Raw genomic sequence first — 23,163 nt, forward strand, 5'->3', positions numbered from 1 at the left:
CGGCGAGCCCGGTGAGCTCGTCGAGCGTCCGCTCTCAGGTGTCGGCTGTACACGGATCACCTGGTCGGACGCAGTTGAAGGTTGTAGTAGCGGATCTCCTGGTACTCCTCGAGTCCTTCGCTGCTGCCCTCGCGTCCGAGGCCGGACTGTTTGATGCCGCCGAACGGTGCGGCCGCGTTCGAGGGGACGCCCTGGTTGATGCCGACCAGGCCGGTGGCCAGTTGGTCGGCCACGTTGAAGGCGCGGTCGAGGCTTTCGGTGAAGACGTAGCCTGCCAGGCCGTACTCGGTGTCGTTGGCGCGTGCTATCGCCTCGTCCTGGTGGGAGAAGCGCTGGATGGCGGCGATGGGCCCGAAGATTTCGGTGTGGGCGAGGGCGGCGTCAGCCGGTACGTGGTCCAGGAGCGTCGGTTCGAAGAACGAGCCGGGATGGCTGGGAGCCGAGCCGCCGGTGACCAGGTGTGCGCCGCGGCGGGTCGCGTCCTGGACCAGGCCGGCGAGTCTGGTCACGGCGTTGTGGTCGATGACGGGGCCGAGGCCGATGCCGGGGGCGAGTCCGTTGCCGACCTCCAGCGTGGCCAGCCGGTCGGTCAGGGCCTCGACGAAGGCGTCGGCGATGCCGTCCTGGACGAAGATGCGGTTGGCGGCGATGCAGGACTGGCCGCCGTTGCGCATCTTGGCGGCGAACGCTCCGTCGACGGCCCGCTCCAGGTCGGCGTCGTCGAAGACCAGCAGCGGGGCGTTGCCGCCCAGTTCCATGGAGCTCTTCAGTACGTTGTCCGCGGCGAGATGCAGGAGGACCTTGCCGACCGCGGTCGATCCGGTGAAGGACACCTTGCGCACGCGCGGATCGGCCAGCACGGCGGTGCTGAAGGAGGGTGCGTCGGTGGTGGTCACGACCTGCACCAGGTCTTCGGGGACGCCGGCTGCGAGGGCGAGCTGGACCGCGAAGATGGTGGTCAGGGGCGTGTTGGGCGCGGGCTTGACGACCACCGGGCAGCCGGCGGCGAGCGCCGGGGCGATCTTGCGGGTCGCCATGGCGAGCGGGAAGTTCCACGGGGTGATCAAAACCGACAACCCCACCGGTGCGCGCCGGGTGAGCAGGCGGGCCCCGCCGGTGGGAGCGTCGCGAAGGTTTCCTGCCGGGCGTACCGCTTCCTCGGCGTACCAGCGGACGAAGTCGGCCCCGTAGGAGACCTCCGCGCGGGCCTCGGCGAGCGGCTTGCCCATCTCACGGGTGATGAGCAGGGCGATCATCTCGGCGTTGCCGGTGATCAGGTCGTACCAGGCGCGCAGGATGTCGGCGCGGTGCCGGGTGGTGGTGGCGGCCCAGGACCGGCCTACTGTGTCGGCGCGCGCGACGGCCTCCAGGGCCTGCTGGACGTCGAAGTCGGGGACCTGCGCGATCGTCTGGCCGGTGGCCGGATCGTGGACGTCGAAGGTCCGGGTCACGCCCGGAACGGCGAGGTCGAGGTTGGCCAGGACCTTCTCGGAGTCGGCCAGGGCGGTCGGTTCCGCCTCGGGGAGGGTGCGCATGGTGGTCACTCGGCTTCCTGGTCGGAGACGACGGTTTCGACGGCGGCCACGAGCTGCCGGACCTCGTCGTCGGTGGTGATGAATGGCGCGCTGATCTGCACGGTGTTGCCGCGCAGGTCAGAGGCGAGCGGGCGGGGTAGCAGGTCGCGGTGGGGCAAGGAGTGGATCTGGGTCTTCGCGCGAGTGCACTGACGCATCAGATGAGCGAGCTGCATGGTCACCCTGCGCAACATCCGGGTGTGCTCGTCCGCCGGCCGCCTGCCCGACAGGAAAGTCTGCGGCGAGTAGCCGGGGCAGAATTCGCGCCACTGCCTCGGCATCGGCGGCACCCCGGCCAAGTCCTACAAGCTCGCCGAAGACGAGGGCTTTGACCGGAGCAAAGCCGGGCCGGCCACGCTGCCGAAACCGCTACCGCATGTCCGTGCCGCTGCTACAGCACTCTTTCGAGGAATGCCTGGGTTCGTTTCTCGCGAGGGTTGGCCAGGACTTCACGTGCGTCGCCGCGTTCGACGGCGATGCCGCCGTCCATGAAGAGCACCTCGTCGGCGACCTCGCGGGCGAAACCCATCTCGTGGGTGACGACCAGCATGGTCATGCCGTTGCCGGCGAGGTCGCGCATGACGGCGAGGACTTCGCCCACGCGTTCGGGGTCCAGGGCGCTGGTGGGTTCGTCGAACAGCATGATGGTGGGTTCCATGGCGAGTGCGCGGGCGATGGCCACGCGTTGCTGCTGGCCGCCGGAGAGCTGGGCGGGGTACTTGTGGCCGCACCCGTCCAGGCCGACCCTAGCCAGCAGTTCCCGCGCCTGTTCCCGGCTGGCCGCGCGGTTCCTCTTCTTCACCAGTACCGGTCCGGACATGACGTTGCTCTCGGCGGTCATGTTGGGGAACAGGTTGAACTGCTGGAACACCATGCCGATGCGGGTGCGCTGCTCGGCCAGCCGCTTGGGGCGCACGGCGTGGTAGGCGTGGTCCTTCTCGACGTAGCCGAAGTCCTCACCGTTGACCTTCAGCACCCCGCGGTCCACGGTCTCCAGCCCGTTGATACACCGCAGCAGGGTCGATTTGCCGGATCCGCTGGGCCCGATGATGCAGGAGATCTCCCCGGCCTTGACGGTCAGGTCGATGTCGTGCAGGACCTGGTGACGGCCGTAGCTCTTGCACAGCTTGCGTGCGACGATCGTTCCGTCCGGGTTCACAGCAGGGACTCCCTCATGGTGGGAACGGGCTGGCCCGCCCCCGGCTCGGCCGAGGTGGCCGCCGGGGTCAGCCGCATCCTGGTCGAGCGGGAGAAACGACGCTCGATCATGGACTGCGGCACGCTCAGCACCAGCGTCATGATCAGATACCAGAGGCTGGCCACGATCAGCAGCGGGATCGTCTGGTAGGTGCGGGCGTAGATCGCCTGTGCGCTCTGCAGCAGGTCGGCGACGCCGAGCACGCTCACCAGCGATGTCTCCTTCAGCATCCCGATCACCTGGTTGCCGGTGGCCGGAATGATCGTCGGCATGGTCTGCGGGATGATCACATGGCGGAGCTTGGTGAAGGCCGACATGCCCAGGGACTCCGCGGCCTCGTGCTGTCCGCGAGGAACCGCTGCGAACCCGCCGCGGATGATCTCGGACATGTACGCGGCCTGGTTCAGCGTCAGCCCCACGACGGCCGCGGTCATCGGAGTCATGATCGCGTTCACGTTCACCGGCGCAGAGATATGGGTGAAGGGGATGCCGATCGACAGGTGCGGGTACAACGCCGCTATGTTGAACCAGAAGATCAACTGCACAAGCACCGGGGTGCCGCGGAAGAAGGTGATGTAGAGCTGGGCCAGCCCGGAGACGGGCCGCTGGTGCGACATGCGCATCACCGCCAGCACCAGCCCCAGCAGGGTGCCCAGGGCCATGCTCGCCACCGTGAGAAGGAGCGTGGTCAGCAGGCCGTTGAGGATCGTCTGGGTGGTGAAGTAGCTGAAGACCACCGGCCAGCGATAGTTCTCGTTCGTCACCGCCGTCCACACCAGACCGGCGACGATCGCGACCGCCACCACCCAGGCGACGTAGTCACGCGGACGTTTCGGCGTGATCCGCTTCTTTTCTTCGGCCAGCAGTTCCGGCACCGGTCGGCTCCTGATCGTCGTCTCGATCACATCCATCGGAACCTCAGTCCTGCGGGACGGCCATGGCCGCGGTCTTGATCCCCAGGGTGTTGAAGCCCCAGCGGCCCAGCGCCTCGGCGTACTTGGGACTGTCGATGATCGACTGGATGGCAGCCTGCACCGCCGGGGTCAGCGGCGAGTCCTTCTTCAGCGCGACGGTCACGGTCTTGGTGGCCACCAGGGGCTGCAGCACGTCGAACGTCTTGGGCTGCTGCGTGGCCGCCCACTGAAGCCCGGTGAAGTCGTACATCACCGCGTCGATCCGCTTGGAGACCAGCTGGGTCAGAGCATCGTTCACACTGGGCAGGCTCACCGCGGCGATGGCCGGCTTGCCCTTGCTCGTACAGTCCTGCTTGGACAGCTGAGGCAGCCACTGCAGCTCCGCGGTGCTGCCGGACTGGACACCGACGCGGTGCCCGCACAGCGTGTGGGTGCCCAGCTTCTGCGGATTCCCGTAGGGGACCGACACTCCGGTACCGGCCTTGAAGTAGTCGACCATGTCGAGCACCTTCAGCCGGTCCTTGGTGGCACCCATGGTGGACGCCGTGAAGTCGTACCGGTCGGCCTGCAGGCCCGTGATGATGGTGTCGAACTTGATGTTGTTGATCTGCAGCTTCAACCCGAGCTTCGCCGCGATCAGCCGGGAGAAGTCCGGGTTGAACCCGATCGGGGTCTTGTTGTCCGACGCCATGAACGAAGTGGGCGGGCTGGTCAGGTCCATGGCCACCGACAGCGTGCCCCTGGCCTTCACCGCCGCGGGCAGCAGCTTCACCGCCTTCGCATCCGGCTGCACACCCACCGAGATGTCGTCGGTGTGCTCGGCCGACGAACCAGAACCCCCGCCCTGCGTCGTGCTCTTCGACCCCACGTTCTGCGCGGTGCCGCTCGCCCCGCACGCGGCGAGCGCGAGGGCCAGGGCCGTCGTGACGATCGTGACGCTCAAGTTTCTGCTGACTCGCATGGGTTGCTCCTTAATCAAAGGGGAAAGCGCGCTGGGAGCCGCTCGGATCGGGGACCAGCTCAGTGGGATGGGGGGCGGTTCAGTGGGCGGGCCTGCGGCCCGTCAGTGATGCGGGATGGCGATGGCGGCGAGGTGCGTGCCGGGGCGCAGTATGAAGGCACTCGTTGAGGGACGAGGCAGAGCCCGGGCCCGCGGCTGAGGGACGTGCCGAGCGTCCCTTGGCGCCGGCGAAGCTGCTCAGCAGGTAACTTCGCGAGAAACTCGAGGACGATCGGGTCGCGCGTCCTCTAGGTCACTTCATGACAAAGCGGTCGACAAGCCGGTGCCGAGCGACACTCGTGGGCATGGCCCATGCTCAGAAGGCGGTGTACCCGCCGTCGACGGTCAGGACCGATCCGGTGACGTACGACGACTCCGCCGACGCGAAGAAGAGCACCGCGTCGGCGACTTCTTCGGGGGTGGCGAGGCGGTTGAGCGGGATCTGGCTCTCGCGCTCGCGGCGGTAGCCCTCGGGGTCGGGCCTGCGCTGGAACGCCGCTTCGATGATCGGGGTGGCGGTCAGGCCCGGAGCGACGACGTTGACGCGGATGTTGCGCGGCGCCCATTCGATCGCCGCGCCCTTGGCGAGCATGATGAGGCCCCCCTTGGCGGCGGAGTACAGGACCTGCCCGGCCATGCCGACCATGCCCAGCCGTGAACTGACGCAGACGAACGATCCCCCCGTCTCGGGCATCAGCGACGCGAAGTGCTTCATCACCAGGAACGCGCTGAGCAGGTTGCTCTCCAGCACGTTCTTCGCGTCGTCGCAGGCCATCTCGGTGAGCGGACTGACCGCCTGCAGGCCGTGGTTGAGGACGACGGCGTCGACGGTGCCGAAGGACTCGGCGGCCTGCTTGGCCAGGCTCTCGACGAACGCCTCGTCGTTGAGGTCTCCGGGAACGTACAGGTCGTCGGGCTGGGCGCTGTCGAGCCGCTCCCTGCGGCCGGTGAGCAGCAGTCGCGCGCCCTCGCGGCGGAAGTGGGAACTCACAGCTTCCCCGATGCCACTGCTGGCGCCTGTCACCAGGGCCGTGACGTTGTTGAGTCTCATGTCAGGCACTCCTTTGCGGGGGATGTCGGTCGGGTCGCGGGTTCGGGTACGAGGGTCCCGTCCCCGGCGCCGGTCAGTTGAGGAACCCGCGGGCGTCGACCGGCCACCGCTCCAGCGACGTGCCCGTGCTGTCGGTGACGATCAGTTCCTCGAAACCGAGGACGACTGGGCACACGTGGTTCGGCACCACGGGTACGACGGTGCCGACGCTGGGGCGGAACTCGCCGTCCGGCAGCGGGAGGAACCCGTGGTACTCGTTGACCTTGGACAGGACCGCCTTCGTGCCGGCGATGCCGCCGTAGCCGATCTCGGGGCTTCCTTCTTTGCTGAGGGCCTTGTTGCCCACATCGACGATGACCTGGTGGGGGACCCAGTCGCTGACCACGGTGCCGGCGACGAACAGCGCGATCTGGTCCTCCGTGCACGAGCCCAGCCGGGCGTTGTTCAGATCGCCGAAGACGTACTCGCCAGGGCGGATCTCGGTGATCACGCCGCTCGTGGAGAACTCGAGGGTCGGAGTGGAGCCGGCGCTGACCACCTCAGCGGTGACCCCGACACCTTCGAGGCTGCGTACCGCGGTGGTGAGCGCGGCCTCCTGGTCCTGCGCGGCGCGCCCGCGAAGGTCCCGGCCGGCACCGCCGTGCCCCGGATAGGTGAAGACACCCACCGGCACCAGGCCCCGCTTGCGGGCGGCGAGCGCGAGATCGCCCGCAGCCTCGGGCGGCGCCCCGGAACGACGGGCGCCGCAGTCGACCTCGATCACGACCTGCAGCCGGTCCGGTTCGTCTCCCATCGCGTCGGCGAGGGCCTCGATCGCCGCGACGTTGTCGGCGCCGACCCGCAGCCGGGCGGACTCGGCGAGCCGGCGGATCCGGGGCTTCTTCGTTCCCGCGACCCAGATCGGGTAGGCGAGGAAGATGTCGTCGAACCCGGCCGCGGCGAAGACCTCGGCCTCACCGACGTTGCCCGCGGTGATCCCGACCGCGCCGGCTTCGATCTGGCGTCGCCCGATCTCCACGCACTTGTGCGTCTTGACGTGCGGCCTGACCTTGAGGTTGTGCTGGTCGGCGAAGCCCTGCACGCGGTCGATGTTGCCCTGCATGACGTCGACCAGCACGATCGGCGCGGGGGTGTCGATCCGCTCGGCGAGAGCGTCGAGTGCTCGTTGCAGCCGGTTCACGCTGCCCTCCTTGTGGTTCTGCCTGGGAATGATCGAGGGGCGCGGGTGCTGACTCCCCCTGGATGCCGAATGTGTGCGGTCCGCGATATCGCGCGCTTGCGTACACCGCCGCCGTCGGCCCGGCCTACACCGCGGTGCAGACCATCTGGATCTCGACAGGGGTGTTGAGCGGCAGCCCGGCGACACCTATCGCGGTGCGGGCGTGCCGTCCGTTCTCGCCCAGCACCTGAATGAGCAGTTCACTGGCCGCGTTGGCGACGTTCGACTGCTGACCGAAGTCCGGCGTGCTGGCCACGAAGACCAGCATCTGCACGATCCGGACCCGGTCCAGGTCGCCCACCGCCTGCACAGCGGCGGCAAGGCAGTTGAGCGCGGCATGGCGTGCGAGCTCCTGCGCGGTCTCCAGCCCCACGTCCCGGCCGACGGTGCCCTGTCGGAGCAACCAACCGTCCCTGTAGGGCAGTTGGCCCGAAATGTAGATGCTGGAGCCCACCGTCCGGTGATGCACGTAGTACGGGTTGTCACGGAGCTCGGGAAGGTCCAGACCCAAGGCGTGGAGCCGATCGGAAGCCGAGCCGGTGCTCGCTACCGAAGTCACGGACTGGCTCATCCCGCCACCGCCGCGGACGGCGCAGGGAACAAACCCTCGCGGTGGGCCACGAGAACCCGCTTCTCATGAATCTTGATCATCTGCACTCGGCTCTCCTCTCGAGTAACAGTGGCGACAAAGCGCCTTATGGTGGCTTAAAACCGCCAACGTATTGTCGTTTGTCGACCATATGGGCGCCCGTCGAGCACTGTCAATACAAACTTCAGTCTCGAGTACGACCTCGGAACACCATGTGGGGCTGCACCTGCCGTCGCTGGAAGCGACGGTCGACGGCGGGACCTGGCTCACCGGTTTCATCCGCTTCGGCATGGACGGCCATGGGCGTGGCCGGCCTCACCAAGCGGCCGAAGACGGCGTATGAGCACGCGCGGGAGCTCCGGGACGGCTACGAGTACCGCGAGTACTCCGACATGGTGTTCGGCCTGTTCAAGATCCTCAGCTACGACTTCAGTCGATTCCGCGACTTGGACGACCAGCGGTTCCGGGGCCACTGATGCCCGGTGTCGAGACGGGCACGTACGGCGCGGTGGATGCGGCGTTCGCTGAGTACGGGCGGATCGCCAAGACTGAGCACCTGTTACGGGTGGTCGACCCGGTGGCCGACACCTACCGGCGGCAGATGAACCGGCAGTTCCCCGTGCAGGAATCGAGGTACAAGCCGGCCCGGGACGTGTGCCACGGCAAACGCGGCACCATCCACCAGGCGTACCGCGACGGCATGGAGGGCCGGCTCGGCGCGCTCGGCCTGGTCCTCAACGCCATGGTGCTGTGAACCACGAAGTACATCAACGCCGCCGTTGCCCGGCTGAACGGCGAGGGCCATGAGCTGCGAGGAGGACACCGCGCGGTTGTCTGGCCGCCCGGCTCGGCGACGGTCTCAAGGCCATCCCCGGCACCGAACTCCTCAGCAGCCCGCAGGCCAACATCCTCTTCTGCCGCCTGCCCCAGCAGGCAACCGAAGGGCTTCTCGCGGAGGGCTACACCTTCTACCACGACCGCTGGGCGCCGGGCATCGTCCGCCTCGTCACCTCCTTCTCTCACACCCCCGAAGACATCGACCAGCTCCTGGACGCGGTCCGCCGCCACACCCGCTGACCACCGGCCGGAACCGGCCAGGCGGCTTGCTCAGCGCGCGGCAGCCGCGGCTCCGGCCGCGCCAGGAACCTCGCAAGAGCACCGGCGTTTGCCCTGCAGGCCCGTGGTGACGAACCTGGCAGCGGCGTAGCGTGGCGGTAATGGGCCCGTTCACGGCCGGAAGAACACCGCCGGCCTTCGGGCGGATCCGGCAGAACAACGACCATGACGCGTAGGAAACCAGCCGACGCACAGCGGGGGCCCTCTACCCGCCTCCCCGTGCCGGCGGTCGGCAACCGGCAACCCTCACTCAAGATCCGCTACAAGATCGTGTGGAGAGTGCGAGCTTGATCCTCGACGTTTCGGCATGGGCGTGCGACATCACGGTGGCGAGCGGGCCTGCACGCTTCACGCACGTCGGCATGGCCTCAAGCGTGCCGGGGCGCGCCTTCCCCTGGATCTGCCGTTCGGGCCCCCAGCCCCATGGGGAAATGGGCAGCCAGTTCCTGGCGGAACGCGTCCGTGTCGCCTTCCAGGGCGACTGCGGCCAACCGCTCGTGCTCGACGACCAATTGGTGCGGGTCGTCGCTGTAGGTGCGGTGATCGACGCTGAGGTGGAGGCGCAGCTTGGTCTCCCAGCCGTTCCAGAGACTCTGCAGCACGCCGTGCCCCGAGAGATCGTAGAAGAGCCGGTGGAAGCGAAGGTGCGCGTCGATGCTGGCCGGGATGTCGTCCTTCTCCATTGCCCGGCGGAGGTCCTCGACGGTTTGCAGCAACTGGGGCCGCGCAGGACCGCGCAGTGCTTCGGCCGAGAGCTCGGCGGCGTACGGCTCGACACGTAGCCGAACCGAGTCGATCTCGGCGACTTCACGAGCGCTCACCTCTACGACGAACGCACCACGGTAGGGGATCTTTACGACGAGCCCTTCCTCCTCCAGCTTGGTCAACGCCTCGCGCAGCGGAGACCGGCTGATGCCGAGATCAGCGGCAATGTGCGCCTCACGCAGCTGGCCACCAGGAGGCACGGTCCCATCAAGGATGGCGGCACGCAGTGTGCGGTAGACGCCTTCCGGCGTCGTCGTCCGCTGCTCCTGCCACTCGAACTTGTGGTCCACCCCGTCGCTCCCTCGACTCTTGGTCGACCCTGTGGTCGTTTGTCGACTATAACTCTGCGGGTTCTGTATCCACACCTCAGGCCGGTTGTCCGACCCGGAGCTCACTGAACTCACAGCGGTGCCACCATCCGGCTGACCCGGTGGATCACCTCATTCATCCGGAAGTAGAAACAGCGCCGGTTCTGTCCGAGGTACACCTCTCCCGCTGTTGACAGCCGAGACCTAGTTGGTCGACAATCGACCAACCGAATGGTCGACAATCGACCATTTCACTGCTGCTCCACTGAAGCACTAGGAGGACCAATGGGATTCGACGTCAAGCCGAAGTTCGTCACGTTCGACATGAACGGGACGCTGATCAAGTTCAGCATCAACGACGCGATGCGTGAGGTCCTGGGCGACCGACTGCCGCCCGAGGTCGCCGATGACTACCTGCGGATCTGCAAGGCGTACCGGATCGACGAGTGCACGGGTGCGTACCAGCCGTTCCACCAGGTCGTCGCCCATTCCATGGAACGCGCCTCCCGCAGCGTCGGTGTCGAGTATCGCGAGGACGACGCGCGGGCGGTGTACGAGATCATCCCCACCTGGGGGCCGTACCCCGGTGTCACCGAGGCGCTGAACCGCCTGGGCGAGGCTGTCCCGCTGGTCATCATCACCAACAGCGACACCGCGCACGCCGTGCGCCTCGCGGAGAACCTCAAGGCCCCGTTCGAGGTCGTCATCAGCGCCGAGGAGATGGGCGTCTACAAGCCACGGCTCCGCGCCTTCGAGTACTTGTTCGACAAGCTCGGCGTGACGCCCGACGAACTCGTGCACGTCTCCGCGAGCCCGATGTACGACCATCGCTCCGCGGCCATCATGGGCATCGAGAACAAGGTGTACGTCGACCGCGGCTGGGAGCACGACGAGCACTGGCTCGGCTACGAGCGGATCACTGACATCGCCGACCTCCCGGTCCTCTTCGGCCTGCCGCGCCCCTGACGCCCGAGCGGAGAACTGAGAAAATGAATCCGCAGCAAGGCGGTGGCGGCGGGAGTCTGCCCCTGCCTCAATCCGTCAAGGGCCGCTCGGCTTCAGAAAGGCTCCAGACCCTCGGACTGGAGCTACCCGCCCTGGCCGGCAGCACGTACCTCGTGCCCCACCGGACGGTGGGCTCCACCATCCACCTCTCCGGCCAACTCCCGTTCAAGGACGGCGAGCTACTGGGCCAGGGCGTTGTCGGCCGGGACGTGGAGCTGGAGACCGCGCAGGAGCTCGCACGCCATGCCGCGCTCAACTGCCTTGCCGCCGCTGTGCAGGCGGTGGGCGACCTGGACCGGGTCCGGATCGTGCAGATGCTGGTCTTCGTGGCCAGCACGCCGGACTTCGGTCAGCAGTCGAACGTCGCCAACGCGGCCAGTGAACTGCTCATCGAGGTACTGGGCGAGAACGGACGGCACGCCCGCACCGCGATCGGTGTCGCCGGGCTGCCGCTCAACACCCCTGTCGAGATCCAGGTGATCTGCACGGCTGTGTAGCGGCGAGCCAATCGCGAGCAGTGCCGCGGTAGCCGGCGGCAACAGGCACGCGACGCCCTCGCCTGGCGCATCGACACCCCGGCCGATCGTCTGGCCGACGCAATGCAAGACAGCGCCTGCCGAGTCAACGAGGCGTTCTACCGGCGCAGGTACGACCCAAAGGCCACCCGCCGTGAGCGTGAGGGCAGATCCCGCTCCAGCTCCTCGCCACTCCTGAGGAAATGGCCGACGCCGTCCTTTTCCTCGCGTCGTCGGAGTCCTCGTGCACCACCGGGGCAACGCTCCCCGTCGACGGCGGCCACACCGCCCCAGGCCGTGTCCGCAAAGTCCCTCCTGCCCCGCGACGCCTGGCACGCTCCCCCAGAGGGGGACCCCCCATTCGCCGCACCGAGCGAAAGCCCAAGTACGTCCAGTACCAGGGCTTCCGCCCGGCACGCCGAGAGCACGCTCCCCCACGACGCCGCGGGGCCCGCCCTCCGGGCGGACGACGGGACTTTGCGGACACGACCTAGCACGGCTCACGCGGTTCCCAGAGACAGATGAAGGACACACCATGAACGCCCTTGCGGTACCACCCCGGAACGGAGAGCTCGGCTTCTGGGTGGCCGGTCTGGCCGGCAAGAAGCCCTCGTTCCCCCGTTTCACCGGCCAGGACTCCGTGGACGTGGCCGTTGTCGGCGGCGGCTACACCGGCCTGTGGGCTGCGTACTTCGCCAAGAAGCTCGAGCCGTCACTCTCGGTCGCCGTCTTCGAGGCCGAGCAGGTGGGCTACGGCGCATCAGGACGCAACGGTGGCTGGCTCTCGGCAATGCCTCCGGGAAACCGTGCCACCTTCGCCCGCGTCGGCGGAGGGCTGGAAGCGAGCCGGGCACTGCAGCAGGAGTTCGTCGCCGGCGTCGACGCGGTCCTGGACATCCTGCGGGCCGAAGGCATCGATGCCGACCAGCACAAGGGCGGCGCGCTCGTCGCCGCCCACACACAGGCGGGGCTGGGCCGGCTGGTCACCAGGCGTGATGCCGACCTGAAGTACGGGCTGACCGAGGACGAGAGCCAGCTGCTCGACCGGGACGAGTTCCGGAGCCGGATCAACATCTCCACCGTCCACGGCGGGCTCTTCTACAAGCACTGCGCGCGGCTCCACCCCGCGAAACTCGTCTACGGCCTCGCCGACACCCTCACCTCCATGGGGGTCAGCATCTACGAGAGCAGCCGAGTGGACAGCGTCGAGGGCAAGACCCTCACCCTGGCCGACGGACGTGTCAGCGCGGCCAGGACGTTCATCTGTACCGAAGGCTATTCGGGACAGCTGCTCGGCCGCCGGACCCTGATCCCGGTCAATTCCTCGATGATCGTGACCAGGCCACTGTCGGAGGAAGCATGGCAGCAGATCGGCTGGGACGGGCCGCAGTGCCTCAACGACTCCGCACACACGTTCATCTACGCCCAGCGGACAGCTGACGGCCGTATCGCCATGGGGGGCCGCGGTGTCCCCTACCGCTTCGGGTCCGGCACAGGGGGAGCCGGTGCAACCGCCCCCTCCACCATCGACCTGATCTCGCACAAGCTCAGTTCCTTCTTCCCGGGCATCCCCTTCGAGGTGGACCACGCCTGGTCGGGAGTCCTGGGCGTCACACGGGACTGGAACGGCGGCGTGCACTGGGACCCGGCTTCCGGGATCGGATCGTCCACCGGCTACGCCGGACACGGTGTCACGTCAGCCTACGTCGGCGGCAGGACACTCGTGGAGCTCGCCTTCGAGAAGGAAACCGAACGGACCACCCTTCCCTGGGTCGGCTACCGGGCCCGGAAGTGGGAACCGGAACCCATCCGCTGGCTGGGCGTTCACGCCATGTACCGGCTCTTCGGTATCGCCGACCGGTGGGAAGAGCGCCGGAATTCCAGCAAGACCTCACTCCTGGCCAAATTCGGCAGCAGGCTTGCCGGACTTCACGAGTAAACGAAAAGGAAAATGCTTTCATGGACGCAGAACTCGCAGTCATCGGCTTGGGCAGCATCGGAAGCATGGCCCTGTGGCAGGCCTCCCGGCTGTCCGACTCGGTCGTGGGTTTCGAAGCCGCCACCCCCGCCCACGGCCGCAGTGCCGTGGGCGGGGACACCCGCCTGTTCCGGATGGTCTATTTCGGGAAGCCCGACTACTACCCCATCCTGGAACGCTCCCGCAGCCTGTGGGCCGAGCTCGAAGCGGAAACCGGGCAGGAGATCCTCATACCTACGGGGGGCCTGTCCATCGGAACGGCGAACGGCAGCTTCATCAACAGCCTCCTCGAGACAACGCGCATCAACGGAGCCGAGCACGACGTCCTCAGCCGGGAGGAATTGGCGGAACGCTACCCCCAGCACAACCTCCGCCCCGACGACTGCGCCATCTACGACCCTCGCGCCGGCGTTCTGCGCACCGACCGCGCCGTCAGCGCCGCCGTCGCGGCGGCCCAGGCAGGCGGCGCTACCGTCCTTCAGAACACACCCGTGGACAGCATCACCGAAACCGAAGACGGCGTGGTCGTCACCTCGGGCGACAGAACCTGGACCTTCGAGAAGGTCATCGTCGCCTCGGGCGGCTGGTCCCGAAGGCTCATGCCCGACCACCTCAAGGCCGTCACGGAAACCCATCGGATCGTCCTGACCTGGTTCATCGCCCAGGACGGCACACAGTTCTCGCCGGAGAACTTCCCCGTCTTCAGCCGACTGCACGGCGACCGCTCCCTGTACGGCGCACCCGCCGTCGATGGCGTGACGGTCAAGGCATCGGTGGACGCACCGATGGACGGGCGCAGAAGGACAACCCCCGACCCGGACTCCGTGCCCAGGGATCTCACCCGGGAAGAAACCGAGAAGGTCACCGAGATCGTCACCGACTTCTTCCCCGGCCTGATCCCCACCATCGTGCGCTCCGACGCCTTCCCCGACCTTTTCACCGAGGACAGGCATCCCCTCCTCGGCTGGCTGGATGAGAACAGCAGGGTTTACTGCGCCACCGGATTCTCCGGAAAGGGCTTCAAAATGGCGACCGGCTACGGCCACATCGCCGCACACGAGGCGCTCGGCAAACAGACCGTCGAAGGGCTGGACTTCGTGCGTCCGGACCGGTTCAAGACCAGGTAGCCACTCACTCCCGCCGCCTCGGCGCAGTAGCTCGGTATCGCCATTCGGCTGACGGTCGTTGCAGGACTCATCTCTTGGTGTCCGCAACGGCCGTGTGTCATCTGCTGAACCATCCACCCGTGAAAGGTGGCTTCAGCTTTACTCCGATCCGGCGGCCCGGGGCCTTACTGCCCATGCTGCGCGGCTTGTGGCCGAGGCCCGGTGCCGACCTGCCGCCGCATTGGCCGAGCACTCTCGCCGCGGACAACGTACTGAAGAGCTCCGTCGTCACGTGATTCGGCAGTCGGGGCACACTCCCCAGAACGTCACTGCGGCCTCCTGGACGGCGTACTCTTTCGGCAACTGAGGCTCCATGCAGGGAGCCGCGCCCACCGCGCATTCCACGTCACGGATGGCACCGCAGCTGCGGCACACGAAGTGATGGTGATTGTCGTGGTTCTCGACCTCGTAGCGGGCCGGGTGTCCGGCGATCTGAGTGCACCGGATCAGGCCGGCGTCCGTGAGCGCACGCAGCACGTTGTAGGTGGCCTGCAGGGACAGGCCTCCTGTGACCCGCTGGGCGCGCTCACGCAGGGCTTCGGCATCGAGATGGCCTGGCGAATCGGAGACGGCCATGAGTACGGCCATGCGCGGAGCGGTCACCCGCATGCCCGCCTTGCGCAGCCGTGCCGCGGCCAGCTCCATGGGTTCCTCTGCGGCGGTCGCTGTCATTCTGCCTCGTGCTCCCTGTCGTCCCCCGGGGCCGCCTCATCACCCTCCGGGGCGGTGTCCGTGGAGAGCTCGAACCACACGGTCTTGCCGACGGGCCCGGGCTCAAAGCCCCACCGTGCTGCCAGGGTGTCCACCAGGGTGAGTCCGCGGCCGTGCTCCTCCTCGGAGCCGACGTCGGTCCGGCGCGGAGGCTCCGAAGAGCCGTCGCTGACCAGACAGCGCACAGAGGACACCCGCTCCAGGGTCAGACGCAGCGGACCGGAAGCATGACGCAGTGCGTTGCATACGAGCTCACTGACCAGCAGCTCGGCGGTCGGGACGAGGTCACACAGATCCCATTGGAGCAACACCTCGCGTACGGCGGCCCTCGCCGAGGCGCACGCGGTCGGCGACCAGGGCAGTGCCCACGGCCCGCCGGCGAACGACTCCACGCAGCTCGTGGCCGGAGGTGCGCCTGGCGACAGGGGCCGCACGGAGTGCTGCGGGGCGGGGACAGCCGGGCCGGCAACCGTTCCCCCCGGGCGGGTGTCTCGAGGAACTGCGCTGTCCATGGCTCCCCCCTTCGGGGCGATACCGCAAATGTCCCCCATGACGCTACGCCTTTTCTGGAGTCGGTCAAGAGAATGGAGAGCATCATTTTTCATGACCTCTCCAAATTGACCTTGTTCACGAGTTACGGGTTCTGGCACAGATCTTGGGGCGCGGTCGCGGAGGGTTACCGGAGCAGGATCACCTCGTCGAGTAGCTCGAATCCGACCCGTCCGCAGAGTTCCCTCCTGGTGAGCCAGCCGGTGACCTGCCGCACGGTCGACGCCGGAGGCGACGCCTGACCGTGCTGGTCGTCAGGCAGTCGCCTTCGCGATCCTCGCCCTCGGTCTCGTGGCCCTGGTGCGCCGGCTCGGCTCCGGGCGGGAGGACTCCCCGGGAACCCGCAGCCCTCCGCCGACAGGACCCACGTGCCGTCCCCGCCTACGCTGAAGGCAGACCTGTCCCCTGGCTGGAAGGGGGGCGGCTGCGATGGCTCCCCTTTCGAAGGCGCGCACGGCGCTCGCCGCGCTCCGCGCGGACCTGGCCGGCGAGGTCCTCGCCCCTGGTGATCCGGGCTACGACGGGGCCCGGACGGTCTTCAACGCGATGATCGACCGCCATCCGGCGGTGATCGCGCAGTGCGAGACGAAGGCCGACGTCGTACGGGCGGTGCGCTTCGCACGGGACCTGGATCTGAAGATCGCCGTGCGGGGCGGCGGGCACAGCGTCGCGGGCATGGCGCTCAACGACAACGGTCTGGTGGTCGACCTGCGCCGGATGCATGACGTGACGGTCCACCCCGGATCGGCGTCGGTGCGGGTGGAGGGCGGAGCCGTGATGAGCCACCTGGACCGCGCCACCCAGCCCCACGGGCTCGCGACCACGGGGGCTCGGGTCTCCACCGCCGGCGTCGGCGGCTTCGTGCTCGGCGGCGGCAACGGCTGGCTGGACCGGGCCTTCGGCCTCGCCGTCGACAACCTGCTCGGCGTCGAACTGGTGACCGCGAACGGCTCCACGGTGCTCGCCACCGCCCGGGAGAACCCGGAGCTGTTCTGGGCGTTGCACGGCGGCGGCGGCAACTTCGGTGTCGCCACCGCGCTCACGCTGAAACTGCACGAGTTGCCCGAGTTTTCCGTCGCGCTGCTCATGTTCGTGCCCGAGACGGGCCCGGAAGCGATCCGGATCTATCGCGAGATCATCGCTACCGGTCCGCCGGAGGTGGGCGGCGGCGTGCTGTACATCACCGGTCCGCCCGAGCCGTTCGTCCCCGGTCAGCTGGTCGGGACGCTGCTGTGCGCAGTGCTGGTCACGTACGTCGGCGGCGAGGACGGCCTGCGCAAGCTCGCCCAGCCGCTGCTGGCGCTGCCGCACCCGGCCGAGGTCGTGTCCGCGATGCCCTACGCCGACTTCCAGTGCATGCTCGACGTCCCGCCCGGGCTGCGGAACCACTGGTCGGCCGAGTACCTGACCGCCCTGCCCGACGAACTGGTCGACATCTTCTGCGCCCGCGCCCCCTCGATGCCCGTTCCCAGCTCCTGCCGGCACGTGCTGTTCCCCCAGGGCGGCGCCGTCGCCGGGCCCCCCGAGTACCCGGTCCCCTACCGGGACGCCGCCTGGACCGTGCACCCCTTCGGCGTCTGGGAGGACCCGGCCGACGACGAGAAGGCCCTGCGTTGGGTCCGGGACGTGCGCGCCGACGTCCGGCCCTGGCGTACGGGTGCGGTCTATCTCAACTTCATCGGGGACGAGGGCAGGGACCGGGTGGTGGCCGGGCTCGGCACCGAGAACCTCAACCGGCTGGCGCGGGTCAAGCGGCAGCACGACCCGGACAACGTGTTCCGCTACAACCACAACATCCCGCCCGCCTGACCGGGGCCCGACGCTGCGCCCGGGGCGTCCGCGCAGGTAGCGTCGCCGCATGGACAGCCGTTTCGACCTCCCGGGCACCGAGGGCGCCGGGATCACGGTGCGGCGGGCGCTGGAGCTGCCCGGACTGCGCAGCGGACTGCCGGAGGTGCTGGCGGGCGCCGACCGGCTGGGCCGCACGGTGCGCTGGGTGCACGCGGGTGAGGTCCCGAACATCGCCTCGCTGCTCAAGGGCGGTGAGCTGCTGCTGACCACCGGGTACGGGCTCGGCACCCGCCCCGCCGACCAGCGGGCGTTCGTGCGCACGCTGGCCGAGCGCGGTATCGCGGCCCTGGTGGTGGAGCTGGGCACCCGTTTCACCCGGCTGCCCGCCACCCTCGTCGAGTCGGCGAAGGCCGCCGGGCTGCCGCTCGTGCAGTTGCACCGCGAGGTGCCGTTCGTGACGGTCACCGAGGAGATCCACACGGAGATCGTCAACGGCCACTACGCGCTGCTCCAGCGGGCCGAGGAGGTGCACCGCCGCTGCACCGAGGCGCTGCTCGGCGGGGGCGGGGTGCCGCAGGTCCTGGGCATCCTGGCCGACTTCGGCGGCAATCCGGTGTTCCTGGAGACCGCCGACGGTCAGTTGCTCTACGCCGCCGGGACCGGCCCTGCGGACACGGACCCCTTGCAGGTGTGGGAAGGGCTGCGCGGCCACCACAAGGACGAGCCGCCGGCCGGGACGGCGATCGTGGACGTGCCCGGCGGCGGGCCCGGCGCCGGGTCCGTACGGGCCCGGCTGGTGCTGCTCCCGGTGAGCGGACCGGTGGCGCCGGTGCACCGGATCGCCGCCGAGCGGGCGGCGAGCAGCCTCGCCGTGGTGCTGATGCAGGCCCGGCAGGAGGAGGAGCTGGCGGCGCGCGGGCGCGGCGACTTCCTCACCGACCTAGCCGAGGGCCGGATCACCGCCGAGGACGCGCCCGCCCAGGCCCGGGTGCTGGGCTTCAAGCCGGGCCGCGGCCCGCTGCTGCCGGTGGTGATGCGCCTCGCGGACGGGCCGACGCCGGGCGGTGGGGGCTGGGCGGTGCTGGCGCGGGCGGTCGCGGAGGAGCTGGCGTCGCTGGGCGTACCGGTGCTGCTGGGTGTGCGGCCGGTCGAGGGGCGGGTGCCGCTGCTGCTGGGGCTGCGCTCGGAGTCGGAGCGGGTGGCGGTCGCCGATCGGGTGGCCGCGGCGCTGCGGGCGGGCGTGGAGCGGGCGGGCATGCAGCGGCCGGGCGCCAGGCCGCCGGTGGTGGTGGTCGAGGTGGCGGGCGGCTGGGCCTCGGCGTCGGCGGGGCTGCGGCACGCGGCGGAGACCGCGACGGCGGCGCAGGGCCTGCCGGAGCTGCCCTGGTACGACGCCCGCCGCCTGGACATCGACCTGCTGCTGTGGCGGCTGCGCGACCATCCGGACCTGGCGGCGTTCGTGGACCGCGCGATCGGCCCGCTGCGGGAGCACGACGACCGTTCGAAGCCGCCGCTGCTGCCGACGCTTCAGACGTATCTCGCGCATGCGGGCCGCAAGGCGGAGACGGCCCGCGAGCTGCATCTGAACCGGCAGACGCTCTACAACCGGCTGGCCCGGATCGGGGAGTTGCTGGGCGCGGACCTCGACGACCCGCAGACGGTGCTGACCCTGAGCCTGGCGCTGCGGGCACGTCGCCACGTGCCCTGACAGGCCCCTAGGGGTAGGGCCGTACCTGGGTCAACTCGTCGTAGACGCTGAGGACCTGGGCGACCGTCTCGTCCTCGGTGGGCCAGGTCGCGGCCTGCCTCGTGCCCTTCTCCTTCAGCGCCTCGCGGCGTGCCGGGTCGTCGAGGAGGCGTACGACGGCGGCGGCGAGCGCCTCCGCGTCCCCGTACGGGACGAGTTCGGCGGCGTCGCCGACGAGTTCGCGGATGCCGCCGACATCGGTGGCGACGAGCGGCACGCGCGCGTGCAGGGCCTCCTGGGCGAGGACGGACCGCGACTCCCAACTGCTGGGCAGCAGCGCGACGTCGGCGGCGGCGAGCAGCTCCGCCGCGTCCTCACGCCTCCCCAGCAGCCGCACCGGGAGCCCCTCGTCCTCGATGCGCCGCTGGAGCACCGTGCGCAGCGGCCCCTCCCCGCGATCACGACCAGCGGCGCCGGGTCGATGCCGCGCCAGGCGCGGGAGGCGTCCAGCAGCACGTCGTGGCCGCGGTGCCGGTCGAGGGCGCCGACGGCCATGAGCAACGGCCGGCCGGTGGCGCCGAGTTCTGCGCGGAGCTTGGGGCGCAGCCGGTCGGGGTCCTCGTACTCGGTGGGCCTGCGGGGTGCGGGAAGCGCGACGGCGGCGAGCCGGGCGTCGCGGGCACCCCGTCTGCGGGCCCGTTCGACCAGGTCGGACGATGTGCCGAGCACGACGGACGCGGCCCGGGCCACGCGCCGCTCCAGCAGGCGCAGCAGATGGGCGCGGGCGCCCTCGGCGTGCGCCCGGGTGTGCCAGGTGACGACGAGCGGGGTGCGGCGTCCGCCGAGGGCGAGCGCGGCGCGCAGGCCCGCGTGCAGCCCGTGCGCGTGCACCAGGTCGGCGTCGCCGCAGGCGATGCGGAGCGTGGCCAGGGACGCGGGGTCCGTGCTACGGGGCACGGGGACGTGCTGCGCGCCGGCGCCGGTGAAATCGTAGGTGCGCTCGGACTCGGAGGGGGCGCACACGGTCACGCGCACGCCCCTGGCGACCAGGCCCGCCGCCAGTGTGCGCACGTGTGCGCTGCTGCCCGCGCTGCCCCCGCCGAGCACCTGCACGGTGCGCAGCGGCGACCGGCCGTGCGGTGAGGGGCTGCTGGCGAGGCTCACGTGGCCGGGGCTCCTGGTTCGGCGTCGGACGGTCACGAAGAAACGTACAGAAGGATCGCGCGGTGGGCGTGGACCGCGCGAGGTGGACCGCGGTTGACTCAAGGATGCCAGGGCGCGGGGGTGTTGCGGCACCGGCGGGCGCGGCTCAGGGGTGTCCGAGCATCGCGCGCCCGGCGGGAATCGTCAGACATGCCCTGGGACGACGGAGCGGGCGCCCCGGCGCGCACCGTGTCACTCACACGGGTGAGGCGGCGGCCGGCGGGAGGGCCACCGGGATCGGCCCGATCCGCCACGACCTCGCGGCTTCGCTCACCTTGTCCCCGTACGCCGCCGCGGCGACGAAGGCGACCGCGTGGGCAAGAACTCCGGCTCGCCCGTTGCCCACGACGGCGGCGGCGCCGAGCGCGGCGCCCAGGGCATGCGCCCCGGTGTCGCCGAGCATCGCGCGCTCGCCCAGGTCGTCGGGGAGGGCGGCGGCCGCGGCCCCGATCGCGACGGCGGCCAGTTCCCCGCAGGCGCCCTTACGCAGCAGCCCGGGGGCGGCCAGCGCGAGGACGGACCCGGCGGCGCGCCCGGGCCGTACGTCCACGAGGTTCACGAAGTGCGCGGCTCCGGCGATGACCACACCCGCGAGCACCTTGTCCAGGGGCCGCTCCTTGAGCACGGCCCCCGCGGCGAGGGCGGCGGCCGAGATCCCGAACAACTTCACGGCACCACTGGTCACGTCACCGTCCCGCAGGGCCGACAGATGCGCCCGGAACCCCCGCCGCGGGTCGCCCGCGCCCGCGACGTCGTCGTAGACCCCGCAGGCACCGGCGGCCAGCACGGCGAACCCGGCCGCCGGGTGGACCCGCCAGGCCCCGGCCGTGGCCGCCGCGGCCACCGCGGGCCCCGGGTACAGCACGACGGTCCGCCCGGCGTGGTTCGTCCGCTCCCAACGCCACCGCCCGCCCGGTGCCGCGGCACGCAGGGCGGCGGTTGCGGCACGGGTGACGGCCGCGGCGAGCGCGAACGAAACGGTCCTGCGGGAACGCCCGATCATCATCCCGCCACCCTAAGCGAGCGCGCGGCGGAACCGTGTCCTACGCGTGCGCCCGTGCCGTGGCCAGTAGTTCCTCCGCGTGGGCGCGGGCGGTCTGCGAGTCCTCCTGGCCCGCCAGCATCCTGGACAACTCACGGATCCGGTCCTCACCCTCCAGGACCTTCACCCCGGAGCGGGTGACCGAGCCGTCGTCGGTCTTCTCCACCAGCAGCTGCCGGTCGGCGAACGCCGCCACCTGCGGCAGATGGGTGACGACCACGACCTGCGCGGTCTTCGCGAGCTTCGCGAGCCGGCGCCCGATCTCGACCGCCGCCTTGCCGCCGACGCCCGCGTCGACCTCGTCGAAGAGGTACGTCGGCACGGGGTCGGTGCCCGCGAAGACGACCTCCACGGCGAGCATCACGCGCGACAGCTCACCGCCCGAGGCGCCCTTGGCGATGGGCCGTGGCGGCGCGCCGGGGTGTGGCGCGAGCAGCAGTTCGACCTCGTCGACGCCCGACGGTCCGTAGGCGACCGTACGCCCGCCGACCTCGACCCCGTCCGGGTCCTCGGTCTGCCGGATCTCGAACGACACGCGCGCGTGCGGCATGGCGAGCGAGGCCAGCTCGGCGGTGACGGCGGCGGCGAACCGCTCGGCGGCCTCCACCCGCGCATCGGTCAACTCCTGTGCGAGGCCGCCCAGTTCGGAACGCAGCGCGTCCCGCTCGGCGGTCAGCTCCTCGATCCGGTCGTCGTCGCCGTCGAGTTCGGTCAGCCGGGTGGCGCTCTGCTCGGCCCAGACGAGAACGGCGTTGATGTCCTCGCCGTACTTCCGGGTCAGTGCGGTGAGTGCGGCCCGCCGCTCCTCCACGGCCGCGAGCCGCAGCGGGTCGGCGTCCAGGTCGTCGGCGTACCCGGCCAGCTCACCGGCCACGTCGCCCAGCAGGATGCCGATCTCCCCGATCCGGTCGGCGAGCCCCGCAAGCGCCGGGTCGTGCGACCGCACCGCCTCCAGCGCCCGGTGGGCGCCCGCGACCAAGGTGGAGGCGTCGACGCCCTCGGGATCCTCGGGGTTGCCCGCGAGCGCCGTGTGCGCGGCCGTCGCTGCCGACGCCAGCGCCTCGGCGTGCCCGAGCCGCTCGGCCTCCTCGGCCAGCTCCACGTCCTCGCCCGGCCGCGGCTCCACGGCCGCGATCTCCTCGAGCCCGAAGCGCAGCATGTCGGCTTCCTGGGCGCGCTCACGGGCGCGCGTGGTGATCTCGTCCAGCTCGGCGGAGACCGCGCGCAGCCGCCGGTAGGCCTCCTGGTACTTGGCGAGCGGTACGGCGACGGCGTCCCCGGCGTACCGGTCCAGCGCCTGCCGCTGCCGGGTCTGCTTGAGCAGGCCCTGCTGGTCGGTCTGCCCGTGCACGGCGACCAGTTCGTCGGCCAGCTCCGCCAGCACGCCGACGGGCACGGAACGCCCGCCCAGGTGCGCCCGCGAGCGTCCCTCGGCGGAAACGGTACGGCTGACGATCAGCGCCCCGTCGTCGAGCTCGGCCCCGGCCTCTTCGGCGCGTACGGCGACGGAGGCGTCCTCGGGCAGGGCGATCCGCCCCTCGACGACCGCGTTCTTCGCCCCGATCCGCACGAGTGCGGGGTCGGCGCGCCCGCCGAGCAGCAGCCCGAGACTGGTGACGACCATGGTCTTACCCGCACCCGTCTCACCGGTCACGGCGGTGAAGCCGGGCGACAGCTCGACGACCGCGTCGTCGATGACTCCGAGGGACCGTATCCGCATCTCCTCCAACACGGAGAAGACCTTACGAGGTCCGGCTGGGGAAGTGCGAGCGGCCCGTGTCA

The 23,163-nt window shown here is 69.9% G+C and carries 20 protein-coding genes and 2 pseudogenes; 8 read left to right on the top strand and 14 right to left on the bottom strand.

The window, feature by feature from the left end:
- Positions 1–56: 56 nt before the first annotated feature.
- From N8I84_RS09785 to N8I84_RS09820, 8 genes are all read right to left on the bottom strand, one after another.
- Entirely contained in the window at positions 57–1,535 is a 1,479-nt protein-coding gene (locus N8I84_RS09785) for an NAD-dependent succinate-semialdehyde dehydrogenase (RefSeq protein ID WP_263234717.1), read from the bottom strand.
- 5 nt (positions 1,536–1,540) lie between these two features.
- A complete protein-coding gene (locus N8I84_RS09790; protein WP_263229161.1) occupies positions 1,541–1,873 on the bottom strand; it encodes a hypothetical protein in 333 nt (110 codons plus the stop codon).
- A 92-nt stretch (positions 1,874–1,965) separates the two neighbouring features.
- Positions 1,966–2,733 (bottom strand): amino acid ABC transporter ATP-binding protein, encoded by a 768-nt coding sequence (locus N8I84_RS09795; RefSeq protein ID WP_313884247.1) that lies wholly within the window; start codon positions 2,731–2,733, stop codon positions 1,966–1,968.
- The gene (locus tag N8I84_RS09800) at positions 2,730–3,683 is read right to left on the bottom strand and encodes an amino acid ABC transporter permease (protein WP_263229162.1); all 954 of its coding nucleotides are present in this window, start codon (positions 3,681–3,683) and stop codon (positions 2,730–2,732) included. The genes N8I84_RS09795 and N8I84_RS09800 overlap by 4 nt, the downstream gene beginning before the upstream one ends.
- Before the next feature lie 7 nt (positions 3,684–3,690).
- Positions 3,691–4,647, bottom strand: a complete 957-nt coding sequence (locus N8I84_RS09805) for an ABC transporter substrate-binding protein (protein ID WP_263229163.1) — start codon at positions 4,645–4,647, stop codon at positions 3,691–3,693.
- Between the two features lie 355 nt (positions 4,648–5,002).
- Positions 5,003–5,737 (bottom strand): SDR family NAD(P)-dependent oxidoreductase, encoded by a 735-nt coding sequence (locus N8I84_RS09810; RefSeq protein WP_263229164.1) that lies wholly within the window; start codon positions 5,735–5,737, stop codon positions 5,003–5,005.
- A 73-nt stretch (positions 5,738–5,810) separates the two neighbouring features.
- Positions 5,811–6,917, bottom strand: a complete 1,107-nt coding sequence (locus N8I84_RS09815; RefSeq protein ID WP_263229165.1) for an alanine racemase — start codon at positions 6,915–6,917, stop codon at positions 5,811–5,813.
- Between the two features lie 124 nt (positions 6,918–7,041).
- Positions 7,042–7,527, bottom strand: coding sequence for a RidA family protein (locus N8I84_RS09820; RefSeq protein ID WP_263229166.1), 486 nt, complete (start codon positions 7,525–7,527; stop codon positions 7,042–7,044).
- 401 nt (positions 7,528–7,928) lie between these two features.
- On the opposite strand from N8I84_RS09820, the pseudogene N8I84_RS09825 reads away from it, so the two are divergent.
- Positions 7,929–8,381, top strand: a pseudogene (locus tag N8I84_RS09825) (Tn3 family transposase); the annotation flags it as partial.
- 648 nt (positions 8,382–9,029) lie between these two features.
- Here the strand turns inward: N8I84_RS09825 and N8I84_RS09830 are convergent.
- Positions 9,030–9,716, bottom strand: coding sequence for a GntR family transcriptional regulator (locus tag N8I84_RS09830; RefSeq protein ID WP_263229167.1), 687 nt, complete (start codon positions 9,714–9,716; stop codon positions 9,030–9,032).
- A 303-nt stretch (positions 9,717–10,019) separates the two neighbouring features.
- Here N8I84_RS09830 and N8I84_RS09835 point away from each other — a divergent pair, with 303 nt between their 5' ends.
- The 5 genes from N8I84_RS09835 (at position 10,020) to solA (ending at position 14,359) form a co-directional block, all read left to right on the top strand.
- Positions 10,020–10,700, top strand: a complete 681-nt coding sequence (locus N8I84_RS09835; protein ID WP_263229168.1) for a haloacid dehalogenase type II — start codon at positions 10,020–10,022, stop codon at positions 10,698–10,700.
- A gap of 23 nt (positions 10,701–10,723) precedes the next feature.
- Entirely contained in the window at positions 10,724–11,236 is a 513-nt protein-coding gene (locus tag N8I84_RS09840; protein WP_263229169.1) for a RidA family protein, read from the top strand.
- A 221-nt stretch (positions 11,237–11,457) separates the two neighbouring features.
- Complete coding sequence (locus N8I84_RS09845) at positions 11,458–11,748, top strand: SDR family oxidoreductase (protein WP_263229170.1); 291 nt, start codon at positions 11,458–11,460, stop codon at positions 11,746–11,748.
- 41 nt (positions 11,749–11,789) lie between these two features.
- A complete protein-coding gene (locus N8I84_RS09850) occupies positions 11,790–13,193 on the top strand; it encodes an NAD(P)/FAD-dependent oxidoreductase (protein ID WP_263229171.1) in 1,404 nt (467 codons plus the stop codon).
- A 20-nt stretch (positions 13,194–13,213) separates the two neighbouring features.
- Positions 13,214–14,359, top strand: coding sequence for an N-methyl-L-tryptophan oxidase (gene solA / locus N8I84_RS09855; protein ID WP_263229172.1), 1,146 nt, complete (start codon positions 13,214–13,216; stop codon positions 14,357–14,359).
- Positions 14,360–14,626: 267 nt separating this feature from the next.
- Here solA and N8I84_RS09860 read toward each other — a convergent pair whose 3' ends face one another.
- Both N8I84_RS09860 and N8I84_RS09865 read right to left on the bottom strand, forming a co-directional pair.
- Complete coding sequence (locus N8I84_RS09860; protein WP_263229173.1) at positions 14,627–15,043, bottom strand: Fur family transcriptional regulator; 417 nt, start codon at positions 15,041–15,043, stop codon at positions 14,627–14,629.
- Between the two features lie 23 nt (positions 15,044–15,066).
- A complete protein-coding gene (locus N8I84_RS09865; RefSeq protein ID WP_263229174.1) occupies positions 15,067–15,501 on the bottom strand; it encodes an ATP-binding protein in 435 nt (144 codons plus the stop codon).
- Positions 15,502–16,087: 586 nt separating this feature from the next.
- On the opposite strand from N8I84_RS09865, the gene N8I84_RS09870 reads away from it, so the two are divergent.
- Complete coding sequence (locus N8I84_RS09870) at positions 16,088–17,467, top strand: FAD-binding oxidoreductase (RefSeq protein ID WP_263229175.1); 1,380 nt, start codon at positions 16,088–16,090, stop codon at positions 17,465–17,467.
- Positions 17,468–17,516: 49 nt separating this feature from the next.
- Positions 17,517–19,157 (top strand): PucR family transcriptional regulator, encoded by a 1,641-nt coding sequence (locus N8I84_RS09875; RefSeq protein WP_263229176.1) that lies wholly within the window; start codon positions 17,517–17,519, stop codon positions 19,155–19,157.
- Positions 19,158–19,164: 7 nt separating this feature from the next.
- On the opposite strand, the pseudogene N8I84_RS09880 reads toward N8I84_RS09875, so the two are convergent.
- The 3 genes and pseudogenes from N8I84_RS09880 to recN form a co-directional block, all read right to left on the bottom strand.
- A pseudogene (locus tag N8I84_RS09880) lies at positions 19,165–20,300 on the bottom strand (glycosyltransferase family 4 protein).
- A gap of 235 nt (positions 20,301–20,535) precedes the next feature.
- The gene (locus tag N8I84_RS09885) at positions 20,536–21,342 is read right to left on the bottom strand and encodes a hypothetical protein (protein ID WP_263234719.1); all 807 of its coding nucleotides are present in this window, start codon (positions 21,340–21,342) and stop codon (positions 20,536–20,538) included.
- A gap of 40 nt (positions 21,343–21,382) precedes the next feature.
- The gene (recN, locus tag N8I84_RS09890; protein WP_263234720.1) at positions 21,383–23,101 is read right to left on the bottom strand and encodes a DNA repair protein RecN; all 1,719 of its coding nucleotides are present in this window, start codon (positions 23,099–23,101) and stop codon (positions 21,383–21,385) included.
- Positions 23,102–23,163: the final 62 nt, after the last annotated feature.

It is taken from the genome of Streptomyces cynarae (assembly GCF_025642135.1).
GTDB lineage: Bacteria > Actinomycetota > Actinomycetes > Streptomycetales > Streptomycetaceae > Streptomyces > Streptomyces cynarae.